We start from the raw sequence: 15,086 nt of genomic DNA, 5'->3' as shown, positions 1-15,086 counted from the left end.
TAAAATTTATTTGATGGGTAAATTTTGAATTTTTCTGTAATTTATAGTTTTTATAAAATTTATTTTATTAAAGAGTGACCAGTCATTTGTTCTGGTTTCTCTAAATTCATCATATCTAAGATTGTAGGTGCAATATCTGATAACCTACCATCTTCTTTTAATTTTGCATCTTTTAATTCTTCTCCTACTACCATAAATGGCACTGGATTAGTTGAGTGAGCTGTTACAGTTGACTCTGTATTTGCATCCCACATATACTCTGCGTTACCGTGGTCAGCAGTTATTATTGCAGTTCCACCTTTAGAAAGTATTTTATCTACTACTTTTCCTACGCAAGTATCTACAGCTTCTACAGCCTTTACAGCTGCTTCCATAACACCTGTATGCCCTACCATATCAGGGTTAGCGTAGTTTACTACTATTAAATCATATCTATCTTCATCTATTTTAGATAATAATTTATCTGTTAATTCATAAGCACTCATCTCTGGTTGTAAGTCATAAGTTGCAACCTTTGGAGATGGAACTAATAATCTATCTTCGCCATCATTTGCTTCTTCTACTCCACCATTAAAGAAGAATGTAACGTGAGCATACTTTTCAGTTTCAGCAGCTCTTAATTGGCTCTTTCCTTTTGATGATAAATATTCACCTAATGTATTTTCTAAACTTTGTGGTTTAAATGCTACATTTACATTTTTTATAGTTACATCATATGTAGTTAAACATACGAAGAATGTATTCATGTTTGGTCTTTCAAATCCTGCAAAATCAGTATCAACTATAGCTCTAGTTATTTCTCTAGCTCTATCTGGTCTAAAGTTACCAAATACTATAGAATCACCTTCTTTTATTAGTCCTAATGGTTTCCCATCTTCAACTATAACTGTAGGAACAACGAATTCGTCATTCTTATCATCAGCATAAGATTTTTCTATTGCTTCCTTAGCAGAAGTTGCAGTATTTCCTTTTCCATTAACCATTGCATCATATGCAAGCTGAACTCTTTCCCATCTTTTATCTCTATCCATAGCGTAGTATCTACCAGAAACTGAAGCTATTTTACCAACTCCAACTTCTTTCATATAGTTTTCTACATCTTCAATAAATTCTAAAGCACTTCTTGGATCTACGTCTCTTCCATCTGTAAATGCATGTACAAATACATTTTCTACACCATTTTCTTTAGCCATTTTCACTAAAGCTTTTAAATGGTCTATGTGAGAGTGCACTCCACCATTAGATAGTAATCCCATTAAGTGAAGAGAATGTTCTTTTGCATTTTCCATAGCTTTTAGTAAAACTTCATTTGTGAAGAAATCTCCATCTTCTATAGCTTTACTAACTCTAGTTAAATCTTGATATACTATTCTTCCTGCACCAATGTTAGTATGACCAACTTCTGAGTTACCCATTTGTCCATCTGGAAGACCTACATCAAGTCCACTAGCTTGGATTAATGTATGAGGATATTCATTCATTATTTTATCTAAATTAGGTGTATTTGAAGATGCTATAGCATTACCATCAGTATTTTTGCTTTCTCCAAATCCATCCATTATTATTAAAGCGACTGGTTTTTTCATATATGTCTCTCCTTAGAAATTAACAAGCTCTACATAATCATTAGCTTCTAAACTAGCTCCACCTACTAAAGCTCCGTCTATATCACTTTGATTCATTATTTCAGCTACGTTTGAAGGTTTTACACTTCCTCCGTACTGAATTCTAACTTCATTTGCTAACTCACCATAAAGATTAGCTACAACTTCTCTTATGTAAGCTATAACATCGTTAGCATCTTCAGATGTAGCAGTTTTTCCAGTTCCTATAGCCCATACTGGTTCGTAAGCTATAACCACCTTAGCTAAATCTTCTTTAGATACATTTTCTAAAGCTTTTTCAACTTGAACTTTACAAACATCCTTAGTATTTCCTGCTTCTCTTTCTTCTAAAGTTTCACCAACACATAATATTGGATCTATTCCAACTTCTAATGCTTTTAAAACTTTTTTGTTTACAGTTTCATCAGTTTCATTGAAGTATTGTCTTCTTTCAGAATGTCCTATTACTACATAGTCCATATCTAATTCTTTTAACATAAGTGGTGATATTTCACCAGTGAAAGCCCCTTTTTCTTCAAAGTGCATATTTTGAGCACCTATCTTTATGTTAGTGCCTTTTGTTGCTTGTTTTAAATCTTTTAATAATGTAAAAGGCGCACATATAACAGCTTCTACTTTATCATTGTTTACTCTATCTTTAACTTCATTCACAAATTCTAAAGCTTCCGCTATAGTTTTGTGCATTTTCCAGTTACCTGCTATTATTGGTTTTCTCATTAATATTCCTCCCAATAAAATTAAATCTTAGAGAAATCTGATAATCAGATTTCTCTTGACTTAATTATTTTATTTTAAGGTAGCTTTACTTTTGTAAAGCTAAACTGTGGTCAAATTTATCTAAATATATTGTACTTTAAAGTACTTTATAGTAATTTACAAATTTATTTGTTATCTAAAGCTACTATACCTGGTAATTCTTTACCTTCTAAGAATTCTAAAGAAGCTCCTCCACCAGTTGATACATGAGTCATTTTATCTCCAAATCCTAATTGGTTTACAGCAGCAGCACTATCTCCACCACCTATTACAGTAGTAGCATCAGTTAATGCAGCCATAGCTTTAGCAACAGCTAATGTACCATTTGCGAAGTTTTCAAATTCAAATACTCCCATTGGTCCATTCCATACTATTGTTTTAGAAGCGTTTACAGTGTTTACATATTCTTCTATTGTTTTAGGTCCTATATCTAGTCCCATAAATCCTTCTGGTATATTAGCATCTTCTGTTATAACAGGTGCAACATCTGCAAATTTATCAGCAACAGCATTGTCTATAGGTAATAATAATTTAACACCTTTAGCTTTTGCTTTTTCCATCATTTCTTTAGCGTATTCTACTTTTTCTTCTTCAACTAAAGAAGTTCCTATTTCATATCCTTGAGCTTTTAAGAATGTATATGCCATTCCTCCACCTATTATTAGGTTGTCTACTTTTTCTAATAATTGTTCTATAACAGCTATTTTGTCCGATACCTTTGCTCCCCCTAATATTGCTGTGAAAGGTCTAACAGGATTTTCAACTGCTTCCCCTAAGAACTTTAATTCTTTTTGTATTAAATATCCACAAGCTCTTTCTTCTAAGAATTCTCCTGCTCCAACTGTTGAACAGTGTGCTCTATGAGCTGTTCCGAATGCATCATTTACATATACATCAGCAAGTGAAGCTAATTCTTTAGAGAAGTTTTCTTCATTTTTAGTTTCTTCTTTTCTATATCTTGTATTTTGTAGTAAAACTACATCTCCATTTTCCATTTTTTCTATAGCTGCTTTTGCATTTTCTCCAACAACATTATCATCTGCAGCAAATACTACTTCTTTGTTTAACATTTCAGATAATCTTTTTGCAACTGGTGCTAAAGATAATTCTGGTTTAGCTTCCCCTTTTGGTTTTCCTAAATGAGAGCATAATATAACTTTCGCTCCATTTTCTATTAAGTATTTTATAGTTGGAAGTGCTCCATTTAATCTATTTTCATCTGTTATAACACCATCTTTTAATGGAACGTTGAAATCACATCTTACTAAAACTTTTTTTCCGTTTACATTTATATCTTCTATTGTTTTTTTGTTAAGCATTGACATCGTTATCTCTCCTCTCAAAAAGAAACCCTAATGGTATAATTCATAATACTTTTTATTTAATATATCTACTCTTAAAAAAGTCCGTAATTTGTAGCAAAGTGCTACAAACTCGGACTTATATGAAATTACTTAGCTAAGTTAGCGAAGTATCCTAATGTTCTTATTAATTGAGCTGTATAAGACATTTCGTTATCGTACCAAGAAACAACTTTAACTAATTGCTCTCCGTTTACTTCCATAACTCTTGTTTGAGTTGCATCGAATAATGATCCGAAGTTCATTCCTACTATATCAGAAGAAACTAATTGCTCTTCAGTGTATCCGAAAGATTCGTTAGCAGCAGCTTTCATAGCAGCGTTTATTTCTTCTACTGTAACTTTTTTGTCTAATGTACAAACTAATTCAGTTAAAGAACCAGTTATAACTGGAACTCTTTGAGCTCCTCCGTCTAATTTACCTTTTAATTCAGGTATAACTAAACCTATAGCTTTTGCAGCTCCTGTAGTGTTAGGAACTATGTTAGAAGCAGCAGCTCTAGCTCTTCTTAAGTCACCTTTTCCATGAGGTCCATCTAATGTATTTTGGTCATTAGTGTATGCATGTATTGTAGTCATGAATCCTTTTTGTAATCCAAATACATCGTTTAATGTTTTAGCCATTGGTGCTAAACAGTTAGTTGTACAAGAAGCTCCTGATATAACTGTTTCACTACCATCTAATACATCATGGTTTACATTGAATACTACAGTTTTTAAATCTCCTGTAGCTGGTGCAGATATAACAACTTTCTTAGCTCCAGCTTGTAAGTGAAGTCCAGCCTTCTCTTGAGAAGTGAAGAATCCAGTACATTCTAATACTATATCTACCCCTAATTCAGCCCATGGTAAGTCAGCTGGGTTTCTTTCAGCAGTAACTTTTATTTCTTGTCCATTAACTACGAAAGCACCTTCTTTAACTTCTATTTCACCATTGAATCTACCTTGAGCAGAGTCATACTTGAATAAGTGAGCTAATGTTTTAGCGTCTGTTAAGTCATTTATAGCAACAACTTCAAACTTATCTGTTTGCTCCATTAATTTTCTTAAAGCTAATCTTCCTATTCTCCCAAAACCGTTTATAGCAACTTTAACCATTTTGTTTCCTCCTAATATGTATAAGATTTATAATATATTTTACTAGCAATGCTAGTGATTGGCATTTATTGTTCTAATATAGCCTGAGCACTTTCTTCATCAGTTATAAGGACTATATTTTTATTTATATTAGATAATGCAATTAAAGCATTCGCTTTTCTTTTACCTGCGAATATAGCAATACTTTCTTCAACATTTTTGAATGTTTCTAAATCAATACCAGCAGTATTTAATTTATAAACGATTTCTCCATTTTCATTGAAGTAATGACCAAAAGCTTCCCCAACTGCACCTTTTGATATAATTTCATTAACCTTATCTTCTGGCAGCTTTCTTCTCTTTGCCATTTCATCTGCTTTACCTATTGCAAATACTAATACGTCTGTTTTTTGTATATAATCTAAGGTATTTTTTATTTCAGGCTCTTGACTAAGCATTTTCATAGATTCCTCGCCTAGTTCATCTGGTATATTCAGTAACTTATATTGAGAGTGTAGTTTTTTACTAGTTATAGCTACAATGTTATTTGATTGTATTTCTACGTCTTTCCCCATACTTCCTCTTGCAGGTACAACTGTTACATCATTATATCTTTTATCAGTTTTTATACTATTTGCAAATTCTAACATAGTACTTCCACCTGTAACAGATACTGTATCTCCATCCTTCAATACGCTTAAGAAATATTCTGATCCACATCTTGCTACATCTTTTATTAAACTATTATTACTATCAAAGCTACCTGATACTAATAAAACCTTTTTTATACCTAGCTTATTTTTTACTTTTTCTTGTAATGTAGATAATCCCATAACATCATTTATGACATCTTTGAGTTCATCTAAAAGTTTAATACCTTCATATGTTATGGTCATTCCGGATACCGCTACATCTATAAGACCTTGTTCTTTAAGAAATTCAGTTTCTGATCTAACAACTCTCTCACTTATATCAAGTATATTTGATAGAGTTCTTCTTCCTACTGGCTCACTTAAAGATATCTGTCTAAGTATAGAGTATCTTCTTTCCATAAGCTCAATCACTTGCGGAATAAGTTTTTGTTGTATCTTTAATAAGTCTTTCATTTACTACTCCTTATTGTTTGCAAGGGACATTAATCGTCCCTCGTATTTATTTTAGTCCCACAAGATAATTTAATTTTATATTAAATAAATTTTTTTTTCAATAGTTTTTCTAATATTTTCATATTTTTTTATAACTTATATTTAATCTAATACTGCTTTCTTTTACTTGATGATAATATACCAAGTTCTTCTCTATATTTCGCAATCGTTCTCCTAGCAATATTAATTCCCCTATCATTTAGTATTTTTGATATTTGGTCATCACTTAATGGTTTTTTCTTATTTTCAGACTTTATTGTCTCCTGTATCATTCTTTTTATGCTAACACTAGATGCTAAGTTATCATAATTAGTTTCTAGTGCACTACTAAAGAAATATTTAAATTCATATATCCCAAAGGGAGTTAGCATGTATTTTCCATTAACCCCTCTACTAATAGTAGACTCATGAAAATCTAAGTTTTGTGCAATATCTTTCATTTTCATAGGCTTAATATACTTCTCTCCTTTATCAAAAAAATCCTTTTGATTTTTTACAATTTCTTTAGCTATCTTTAATATTGTAGATTTTCGACTTTCTATACTTTTAACTAATCCTGTTGCAGAATTTAATTTTTCCTTTATAAAATTTTTAGTACTTTCATCATACTTTGAATTTTTTAGAATTTCTTTATAGAAATTACTTATTCTAATTTTTAAACTATCACTTTCATTTATGTAAACTATAAATTCATCTTCTATTTTTTCTACAACAACATCAGGTTGAATATATACACTCTTTTCATCAGAACATACTCTCCCTGGCTTTGGATCTAATGTTTTTATAAAATTTATGAGATTTACACATTTTTGCATAGATATATTATATTTCTTAGTTATTTCCTTATATTTATTTTTTCCAATTAACTCTAAATCTTTAGATACTATAGTCTCTAATAACGCATTATCTATTCCAAGATTTCTCATTTGTATTATCAAACATTCAGATAAATTTCTAGCACCTACTCCAACAGGTTCTAATTGCTGTACTATTTTTAAACATATTTCAAATAAGCTGTTAGTTATATTTAATTCATCTATTATATATTTTTCATCTATCCTTAAATATCCATCTTCATCTAAGCTATCTATTATATAGTCACAAATTTCTTTTTCTATTTTATTAATTTTATGTAAGCTGACTTGTAAATGTAGGTTTTCATATAAACTATATGTGTTTTTTATAATATTTTCTAGGTTTATATCATTATCATAATTATAATATAATTCATTTTTATAACTCGGACGTGAATTTTCAATATTTTTAATGTATCTTTCCCAGTCTACTTCGCCGCTTTTTTCCACTTCTAATAGTGGATTTTCTTCATATTCTCTTTTGATTTCTTCCTCTAATTCTAACTTGCTCATATTTAATATATTTAAAGATTGTTTTAACTGCATAGTTATTATTAGTTTTTGAGATTGAGTTAATTCTAAACTATTATTAAAATTCATATCTTCACCTAATAACCTTCCTTGTTTACATATAACTTAAATTAAAAATTCACTTTGAATACATCCGCTTCAAAAAAATAAAAAAACCTTATACCAGATATATTTTAACATTTATAATATATCTTCATATAAGGTTTTTTATTTCGTATAAAATTTATTAATTTTAAAATATTAAAACTTACATATCTTTTAAGATATTTAATAGTTCTTCTTCATTATACATATACTTAGAGTTACAGAATTGACATCCTACCTCTGCTTGTTTGTCTTCTTCTATTATTTGAGATAATGCAGTTTTTCCTATAGCTACTAACGCTTCTTGAACCTTGTCTTTACAGCATTCACATTCGAACTTAACATCTATTTTATCTAATATTCTAGGTTGTAATCCTTCTAAAACTATGTCTAACATATCTTCTGGTGTTTTACCTTCTGATAGCATAGTTGTTATTGATTTTAAGTTTTGAATATTTTTCTCTAATTGAGATATAGTTTCTTCAGTAGCATCTGGCATTAATTGAACTATAAGTCCTCCTGCACATTCTACATGTGTTTCAGTTGTTAAAACACCTAATGCAACTACTGATGGTGTTTGCTCTGATACTGCAAAGTAGTGTGTAAAATCTTCAGCTATTTCTCCACTTACTAATGGATAAGCTCCATTATATGGTTCTCTAAGACCTAAGTCTTTTATTACCTTAACAACTCCATTAGTACCTACCGCAGCTGCTACATTTAACTTACCATTCTCATAGTCAGGAACTTCAACTTTAGGATTTGATACATATCCTTTAACTGTTCCATTTACATCAGATGTAGTAAGTATCGTTCCTATAGGTCCCCCACCTTTTATTATAACTGATAACTTATCACCTTTGTTTTTCATCATTAACCCCATCATAGAAGTTGCAGTTAATGTTCTACCAAGTGCTGCTGTTGCAACTTTTGAAGTTTCATGAAGTCTTCTAGCTTCCTCTACCATATTTGTAGTTATTCCTACGAAAGCTCTTATTTGACCACTTGCACCTGTTGCTCTTATTACATAATCTTTCATATAAGTGTATTCCTCCGTTAATGATTCTATTTTTTACATACAAAAAATATTCTTTCGCTATTTTCTTTTGGATCTTCAAAAGTAAAGTCTCCGTAAGTCTTCACCGTTGTGAATCCAGATTTTTTAAGCATTTTAAGAACTTCTTTTTCTGTATAAGCTCTTTGTTGATGTACTTCTTCAAATCTTTTAAATCTACCATCTTCTTCTTTTATAAAAAATGCTAATTCCATTTCTACTATATTTTCTTCTTCATCGAAGTAATTTTGCCACATATATGCAACTTCTTCTCTATTTTCCCCATACATGTTATTTCCTAATATAGTAGACAATTTATAATATGAACTTATATCAAATATAAATATTCCATCATCTTTTAATAGTTCATGTGCTTTTTCAAATACACTTTCTAATTCATCATCATAAGTTAAGTAATTAAATCCATCACATGCACATAATATACAATCTAGATTTGGTACATCAAAATCTAATTCTGCTATATCTTGTTGAAGTAATACTAATTCAATACCTTCTTTTTCTGCCTTTTCCCTAGCCACACTAAGCATCTCATCCGATATATCTATTCCTGCTATATCATAGTTTTTCTTAGTTAAAGGTATAGTTAAATTACCTGTCCCACAAGCAAGTTCTAATATATTTTTCACTTGAGCATTTTCATTTTTTATTATATCTTCTATATATTTAACCCATCCGTTGTAATCAACTTCATTCATCAGTTCATCGTATACGAATGCGAAGTCTCTATACTGTTCCATCGTCCTTTTTCGCTTCCTCCGCCTTTTTCTTTTGCTTTTTCCTTGATGTTAACATTCCACCAATTTTTCCAGCTTCTTTAGCAGTAAGTCCTGCCCACCCTAGCTCTGTAACTTTGTCTATTAGTCCAAGCTCAGATGCAATCTCATATTTCATTATATCATTATCTGTCAATATCTTACTTTTTTTAGATTTTGTTGCACTTTTTTTACCTGGTTTATTTAAAATATCTTTTTCCATATATAATCACCTCTTGTATTTTTAGTTTTATCATATGAATAAAATTTATGCACATATTTAAAGGGGTACAACTTCATTAAATGTATTTTTCTATTGATGGTATATTTTATCAATTTATAAATTTTAACCTTTATTAGTCCATTGTGCCATCTAATCTACTACATATATTTAAAATACTATATAACTTTTAGCTATAAAAATACTTATAAAAAAATCTTATTTACAAATCTAGAGACACTCTCTCTAAATTTAACTAAATATATTAAAAATCACTCTTATTGCCAATAAGAGCGATTCAAACATTTAATATCTAATTAATCACTTATAAATCGTATTCTGTGCTACTAAATTATAATTTTTTATATACTTATGTTATACTATAAAAATAAACCATAAATTAAATGTGTATACTTATATTATATATTATAAATTAGTCCTAATATATTAGTTATATATATTTTTTATTAAAATGAAAAATACTTACTCTATAATTATATACACATCTCAATTACAAAGATTTATTTTATACTTTACTTTGATATATATGTTAAATATGTTTGATACTCTTCTTCTCCTTTTTTCACCTTAAATTCATCATTTTTATTTGGATAAATTTCTATAATGCCATCTTTATAAGATGATTTATCAAAGTTAATATTTATATCCATATCACTAATATCACCATATAAATAACAAACTACTTTATCATCATTCATAAATACCATTTGCTGTTCACTATGTTTATCTTTTGATACAATACTTTGCCATTTATATCCTATAGTTTCATATATTTTATCTACATCAATATTTTCATCAAATACATAAACCTTATCCCACTGAAATGGAACTACTTCACTCAAGTGTATTTCTTTATCAGTACTTTTTAAACTTGATATTTTAGATAATAATTCAACTAAATATTCATCAAATTTTATTGTATCAAATTTAGTTAATTTCGCATATTTATCTGCTACCTTCCAATTACCATTTTGATTTTTTAATTCAAAAGTTATTTTAGATATAGCCTCTCCATGCTTACCAGGCTGAGTAACTATAACTTCTTCACCTTTACTATTTTTATAGTTGTGTTGTTCAAAAGTTTGATGTGTATGACCTGCAACTATAGCATCTATTCCGTCTACTTCTTGTGCTAATTCTTGTATTCTATTTCCTGGATTTTTAGGATTTTTAGGTTCTTCTCCACTATGTGCCACTGCTACTATTACATCTATATTTTCTTCTTCTTGCATTATTTTTACCCATTTTTTAGCTTCATCTACTAAATCATTTATGTATAATTCTTCATTATATTGCGGCATATCTTTTAATTCTCTAGATTCATCAATAGATTCACCTACTTCTTTTATAGTAAGTCCAAGTATGCCTAAGTTTAAATTACCATACTCCGTTTCTATTTCCTTTATGGTATATGGCTTTACATAGTTTGCATTATCTCTTTTATAAGTATTTGCTGATAATATATCTAAATTATACTTTTCAAAGTCTGATACCATATTATCTAGATAAAATTTATTATTTGATACAAATTCATGGTTTCCTAGAACTACTGCATCATACCCAGCCTCCTTCATTTCTTTCACTAATGGCATTTCTATATATTGTTCTATTCCTTGTTCGATATTATTTTGTCTATCATCAAAGTATTTCTTCGTGGGAGTTCCATACACCCTACTATCAAAAAAATCTCCTGCATCTACTGCTACTGTATTTGGATTCTTTTCTTTTTCTACTTTTATATATTCAGTTATGTTGTATGGTACCTCACCATGTAAGTCTGTCGTTGCCACAACATTTATTTCTGTTGTATTTGAGCTTGTACATCCTGTTGATAATATTAGTATTAAGATTAATGCTGATACTATAATTAAAACTTTTTTATTTTTCATATTCCCCTTTACTACCTCCTTTTAAATATATTAATCAAATATTCTTTTGATACTTACTAGATATCTCTCTCCTATTCTAGGTTTGTTATATATAACAATTACGACCTTTATTATATTATAGCACTAACTTAATTTGCATATTTCATTCAGAATATTTTTGTCACTTTTTACTTTTATGAATATATTGATATTGCTTTAACACATAGGCTATCCTCAGATTTTAAAGTATAATAATCTCCTTGTTATTAAAAAAGTAAATATAAAAAAGAGTATCTTGTATTTTATATTTATAAGATACTCTTTTGTATTTAATTTAAATCATAAAAGTAGCTCCATCAAGGGATTGAAAAATTTGAAAGTTAGGTTTATTCCCTAATGCATAAAAACTATAAACTCTTCCTGGATTTATAGTAACTCTTATTTGCCTAATTAATTGACCATTTTCATTTAATAATACATCTACTTGATATGTTTTAGGGTCTACATCTGTATATGGAGTTACTTCTTTATACTCAACATCCTCTAAAACCATTTCTTTATCTAATAGTATATCTACTGGTCTTCCATTTGGAACTAAATGTATAAATCTTGCCCTAGATTTATTACCTGTTGGTGTTTCCATTTCTTCTTTTATTGGTAGTATTTCTATTGTCTTATCAGACTCACCTGTAATTGCTATAGTAATTAGTTCACCTGGACTAACCTCTATAGTTCCTGTAACAATTGGATTTTCCTTTTGATCTCTTGGAAAAACTTCTACTGTATATTTTCCTTCTGGTACATATACATATGGTGTAAAATCGGTAAATTTAATATTATAAAAAAATGGATTTCCATTTAAATATATATCTACGGTATCTCCACCTACTACTGCATGTAATCCTCTGACTAAAGAGTAATTTTCGTTGAAATTTCTCACTTTGTATCCCCCTTAAGTTTAAAATATCATACTACTATCATAATATTAACCATTTACCTTTTTGACACTATTTAAATTTTCTATATATCCGTATCCCTTATTTCTATTTCTGTACCTTCTGGAGCCTTTATTTTAAATAATTTTTCACCTTCAACTTCATATACAATTTGTCCATTTTTTAATTTAAAGTTTGTATACCCCAAATCTTTAATTCTATCATATTCCTTTTGCACATCATCAACTAAAAAACCTAAATGCACAGGTCCTGCGTTTGATGAACTCCATTTATGTAAAGTGTCATTAGATTTAGCAGTTTGTAACTCTATCATAAATTCGCCAAATTTTATCCAAGTATTATAATCTCTAGTATGGAAATCTTTACTCTCTCTAATCACTTTAAATCCTAGTACATTTGTATAAAAGTCTAATGATTCCTTATATTTATCAGTTTGTATACACACATGGTGTAACATTTTTATACACATTTTAGTTCTCCTTATAGCTTTTTTATCATTTATTTTATACACATAGTAACAATCATTTTGTTATTATGTGTATAATTTTATGTCTAATATTAATAAATCATATCTTATTTTTATTATATAGTTTAACCCGTTTTGATAATTAAATATAATTATTGAAAATACTAAAACCTAACAATCTACATTTTTCATATGTAAAAAACTTTATATAGTAATTTCAATATAATCAGCAAAATAACTAGAACAATAGTTTAATTTACTTAAGTCACATCCTCTATCTACTTATACAAAAAAGTTGCTCATTTCGAGCAACTTTTTTATTATCTATCTTCATTTGTAACATTAAATACGTAAGGTATATTTCTATAATAGTCTCCGTAGTTTAATCCGTATCCGACAACGAATTTATCCTCTATTTCAAATCCACAGTAATCAGGTACTAATTCTACCTTTCTTCTGCTTGGCTTATCAAGTAATACACAAGATTTTACACTGTTAGGATTTTTAGCTTTTAAATGATTCATAACGTGGTGCATAGTAAGTGCTGTGTCTGTTATGTCATCAACTATTAATACATCGTATCCTTCTAAGTCACAGTTAACATCCGATACTACTTTTACATTTCCTGTACTTACTTCTCCATGTCCGTAACTTGAAGTAGTCATAAATTCAATTTTAACTGGTACAGTTATATTTCTTACTAAGTCTGCACAGAATATGAAGCTTCCCTTTAATAAAGATACTACTAAAAGTTTTTTTCCTTCATAGTCTTTAGATATTTGAGCTCCTAATTCTTTAAGTCTTGATGCTATTTGCTCTTCAGAACATAAAACTTCCCACTTTTTAATTTCTATATTCATAGTTTAACCCTCCACTAATATGATGATATTATTCATTTTATAGGAGATTAAATAGTTTTGCAAGATAATTACTTAACCTTGTTCATATCATCCATTACATTTATTATAACCTCATCTGTGACTGTCATTCCTTTATCACTTACTCTACCTAAATTTTGTATACTTTCTTCTACACTTGAACCTACTATTCCATTTTTAGATGGTACGAAACAATTTTGATTTGCAATTATAGCACTTTGTACTGCTGCTGATGCTGCTGATGCTAATTTTACTGCACAACCAGATTTAGCTCCATCACATATCATACCACTTAAACTAGCTACTATATGTTCCATAGCTCCTTCAACTTTCTTTATGTCTCCACTCATTAGCCACGCTATAGCTGCTGTAGCTCCTGTTGATGCAGCAACACCACATCCACATACGGCAGATAATCTACCAGTATAGTTTTTAACATACGCTGTTACTAAGTGAGATATTGCTAATGCTTTAGCTAATTTTTCATCAGTTTGTGGGAATTTTTTATTATAAGCAACTATTGGAAGTATAGCTGTTATACCATGATTTCCACTACCATTTGAACTCATAACTGGCATTTTAATTCCTGCCATTCTAGCATCTGATGCAGCTGCTGTTATCATCATCGCATTGTTTAATAAATCATCTCCAAGTAATCCATCTTCCATAGATTTTTTTATTCCGTATCCAACACCTATACCAACTTTATGATTTAATCCATAATTAGCTATTTCTTCATTCATAGCTATTCCTTCTAATAAGAATTCTATATCATTAAAATCTAATGCTTCTACATTTTCAACTAATTCTTTTATAGTTATTGTATCCAATATATTTTCTTCATTTTCAACTGTAATTGCTACTTCTGCTGGTTGTTCTTCATTTAATAATACTTCTCCGTTAGCTTCTAAGTAAACAAAGTTATCATGCTTAGTTCTTATTTCAACCTTTGAACTTCTTGTAGCCCCTTGTAAAGAAACTTCTATATAAACCTTTTCCTTAGTGTTAGCAGGTGATATATCTATCGGAGTATTATCCATATACTCTTCTGCAAGTTTAACCTCTTCTGGTGTTAAAGTTTCTAATACCCTTAATCCATTTTCAGAGTGTCCACCTATAAATCCTAAAGCTACTGATATCTTAAGACCTAATCTTTCTGTTCCTGGTATTCCTACGCACATTCCATTTTTATATACATTTGGACTAACTAATACAGAGTGTTTTACTATTTCTTCCCCTAATAATTCTTTAGCTTTCGCACAAGCTAGCGCTACAGCAACTGGCTCAGTACACCCTAATGCTGGTTTTACCTCCGCATTTAATATATTAACTAATTGTTCTTTTACATTTCTCATAATTTTATCCCTCCAAAATATTTTGATATATTTATATCAAGCAATAATCATGCCAACTTTTTA

14 protein-coding genes are annotated in these 15,086 nt (G+C 29.4%); all 14 read right to left on the bottom strand.

The window, feature by feature from the left end; translation table 11 throughout:
• Positions 1–59: 59 nt before the first annotated feature.
• Positions 60–1,586: a 2,3-bisphosphoglycerate-independent phosphoglycerate mutase gene (gene gpmI / locus BN7997_RS01775; protein ID WP_071119174.1), complete on the bottom strand. Its 1,527-nt coding sequence runs from the start codon at positions 1,584–1,586 to the stop codon at positions 60–62.
• A gap of 12 nt (positions 1,587–1,598) precedes the next feature.
• On the bottom strand, positions 1,599–2,342 hold the full coding sequence (tpiA, locus tag BN7997_RS01770) for a triose-phosphate isomerase (RefSeq protein ID WP_071119173.1): 744 nt from the start codon (positions 2,340–2,342) through the stop codon (positions 1,599–1,601).
• A gap of 164 nt (positions 2,343–2,506) precedes the next feature.
• Complete coding sequence (locus tag BN7997_RS01765) at positions 2,507–3,706, bottom strand: phosphoglycerate kinase (RefSeq protein ID WP_071119172.1); 1,200 nt, start codon at positions 3,704–3,706, stop codon at positions 2,507–2,509.
• A 125-nt stretch (positions 3,707–3,831) separates the two neighbouring features.
• Entirely contained in the window at positions 3,832–4,839 is a 1,008-nt protein-coding gene (gap, locus tag BN7997_RS01760) for a type I glyceraldehyde-3-phosphate dehydrogenase (protein WP_071119171.1), read from the bottom strand.
• 65 nt (positions 4,840–4,904) lie between these two features.
• Entirely contained in the window at positions 4,905–5,924 is a 1,020-nt protein-coding gene (locus BN7997_RS01755) for a sugar-binding transcriptional regulator (RefSeq protein WP_071119170.1), read from the bottom strand.
• A gap of 146 nt (positions 5,925–6,070) precedes the next feature.
• The gene (gene rpoN / locus BN7997_RS01750) at positions 6,071–7,417 is read right to left on the bottom strand and encodes an RNA polymerase factor sigma-54 (RefSeq protein ID WP_071119169.1); all 1,347 of its coding nucleotides are present in this window, start codon (positions 7,415–7,417) and stop codon (positions 6,071–6,073) included.
• Positions 7,418–7,595: 178 nt separating this feature from the next.
• On the bottom strand, positions 7,596–8,471 hold the full coding sequence (hslO, locus tag BN7997_RS01745) for an Hsp33 family molecular chaperone HslO (protein ID WP_071119168.1): 876 nt from the start codon (positions 8,469–8,471) through the stop codon (positions 7,596–7,598).
• A gap of 26 nt (positions 8,472–8,497) precedes the next feature.
• Positions 8,498–9,244, bottom strand: coding sequence for a class I SAM-dependent DNA methyltransferase (locus tag BN7997_RS01740; RefSeq protein ID WP_071119167.1), 747 nt, complete (start codon positions 9,242–9,244; stop codon positions 8,498–8,500).
• Positions 9,231–9,482: an alpha/beta-type small acid-soluble spore protein gene (locus BN7997_RS01735; RefSeq protein WP_083334976.1), complete on the bottom strand. Its 252-nt coding sequence runs from the start codon at positions 9,480–9,482 to the stop codon at positions 9,231–9,233. Before BN7997_RS01735 ends, BN7997_RS01740 begins: the two co-directional genes overlap by 14 nt.
• A gap of 530 nt (positions 9,483–10,012) precedes the next feature.
• Positions 10,013–11,389 (bottom strand): metallophosphoesterase, encoded by a 1,377-nt coding sequence (locus tag BN7997_RS01730; RefSeq protein WP_071119166.1) that lies wholly within the window; start codon positions 11,387–11,389, stop codon positions 10,013–10,015.
• A 313-nt stretch (positions 11,390–11,702) separates the two neighbouring features.
• Complete coding sequence (locus tag BN7997_RS01725) at positions 11,703–12,308, bottom strand: DUF4397 domain-containing protein (RefSeq protein WP_071119165.1); 606 nt, start codon at positions 12,306–12,308, stop codon at positions 11,703–11,705.
• An 80-nt stretch (positions 12,309–12,388) separates the two neighbouring features.
• The gene (locus BN7997_RS01720; protein ID WP_071119164.1) at positions 12,389–12,793 is read right to left on the bottom strand and encodes a VOC family protein; all 405 of its coding nucleotides are present in this window, start codon (positions 12,791–12,793) and stop codon (positions 12,389–12,391) included.
• Between the two features lie 317 nt (positions 12,794–13,110).
• Entirely contained in the window at positions 13,111–13,650 is a 540-nt protein-coding gene (gene hpt, locus BN7997_RS01715) for a hypoxanthine phosphoribosyltransferase (RefSeq protein WP_071119163.1), read from the bottom strand.
• 68 nt (positions 13,651–13,718) lie between these two features.
• Positions 13,719–15,023 (bottom strand): L-cysteine desulfidase family protein, encoded by a 1,305-nt coding sequence (locus BN7997_RS01710; protein WP_071119162.1) that lies wholly within the window; start codon positions 15,021–15,023, stop codon positions 13,719–13,721.
• Positions 15,024–15,086 lie beyond the last annotated feature (63 nt).

Origin of the sequence: Romboutsia timonensis (assembly GCF_900106845.1) — a bacterium.
Lineage (GTDB): Bacteria > Bacillota > Clostridia > Peptostreptococcales > Peptostreptococcaceae > Romboutsia > Romboutsia timonensis.
Note: the sequence above shows the minus strand (reverse complement) of the source record. Positions and strands in the feature narration are given on the sequence as shown.

What these genes read in the sequence shown, in the direction of transcription:
- BN7997_RS01730 (WP_071119166.1), bottom strand. Translation starts at nt 11,389, where the DNA reads ATGAAAAATAAAAAAGTTTTAATTATAGTATCAGCATTAATCTTAATA.
- BN7997_RS01720 (WP_071119164.1), bottom strand. Translation starts at nt 12,793, where the DNA reads ATGTGTATAAAAATGTTACACCATGTGTGTATACAAACTGATAAATAT.
- BN7997_RS01765 (WP_071119172.1), bottom strand. Translation starts at nt 3,706, where the DNA reads ATGTCAATGCTTAACAAAAAAACAATAGAAGATATAAATGTAAACGGA.
- tpiA (WP_071119173.1), bottom strand. Translation starts at nt 2,342, where the DNA reads ATGAGAAAACCAATAATAGCAGGTAACTGGAAAATGCACAAAACTATA.
- rpoN (WP_071119169.1), bottom strand. Translation starts at nt 7,417, where the DNA reads ATGAATTTTAATAATAGTTTAGAATTAACTCAATCTCAAAAACTAATA.
- gpmI (WP_071119174.1), bottom strand. Translation starts at nt 1,586, where the DNA reads ATGAAAAAACCAGTCGCTTTAATAATAATGGATGGATTTGGAGAAAGC.
- BN7997_RS01740 (WP_071119167.1), bottom strand. Translation starts at nt 9,244, where the DNA reads ATGGAACAGTATAGAGACTTCGCATTCGTATACGATGAACTGATGAAT.
- gap (WP_071119171.1), bottom strand. Translation starts at nt 4,839, where the DNA reads ATGGTTAAAGTTGCTATAAACGGTTTTGGGAGAATAGGAAGATTAGCT.
- BN7997_RS01755 (WP_071119170.1), bottom strand. Translation starts at nt 5,924, where the DNA reads ATGAAAGACTTATTAAAGATACAACAAAAACTTATTCCGCAAGTGATT.
- BN7997_RS01735 (WP_083334976.1), bottom strand. Translation starts at nt 9,482, where the DNA reads ATGGAAAAAGATATTTTAAATAAACCAGGTAAAAAAAGTGCAACAAAA.
- hpt (WP_071119163.1), bottom strand. Translation starts at nt 13,650, where the DNA reads ATGAATATAGAAATTAAAAAGTGGGAAGTTTTATGTTCTGAAGAGCAA.
- hslO (WP_071119168.1), bottom strand. Translation starts at nt 8,471, where the DNA reads ATGAAAGATTATGTAATAAGAGCAACAGGTGCAAGTGGTCAAATAAGA.
- BN7997_RS01710 (WP_071119162.1), bottom strand. Translation starts at nt 15,023, where the DNA reads ATGAGAAATGTAAAAGAACAATTAGTTAATATATTAAATGCGGAGGTA.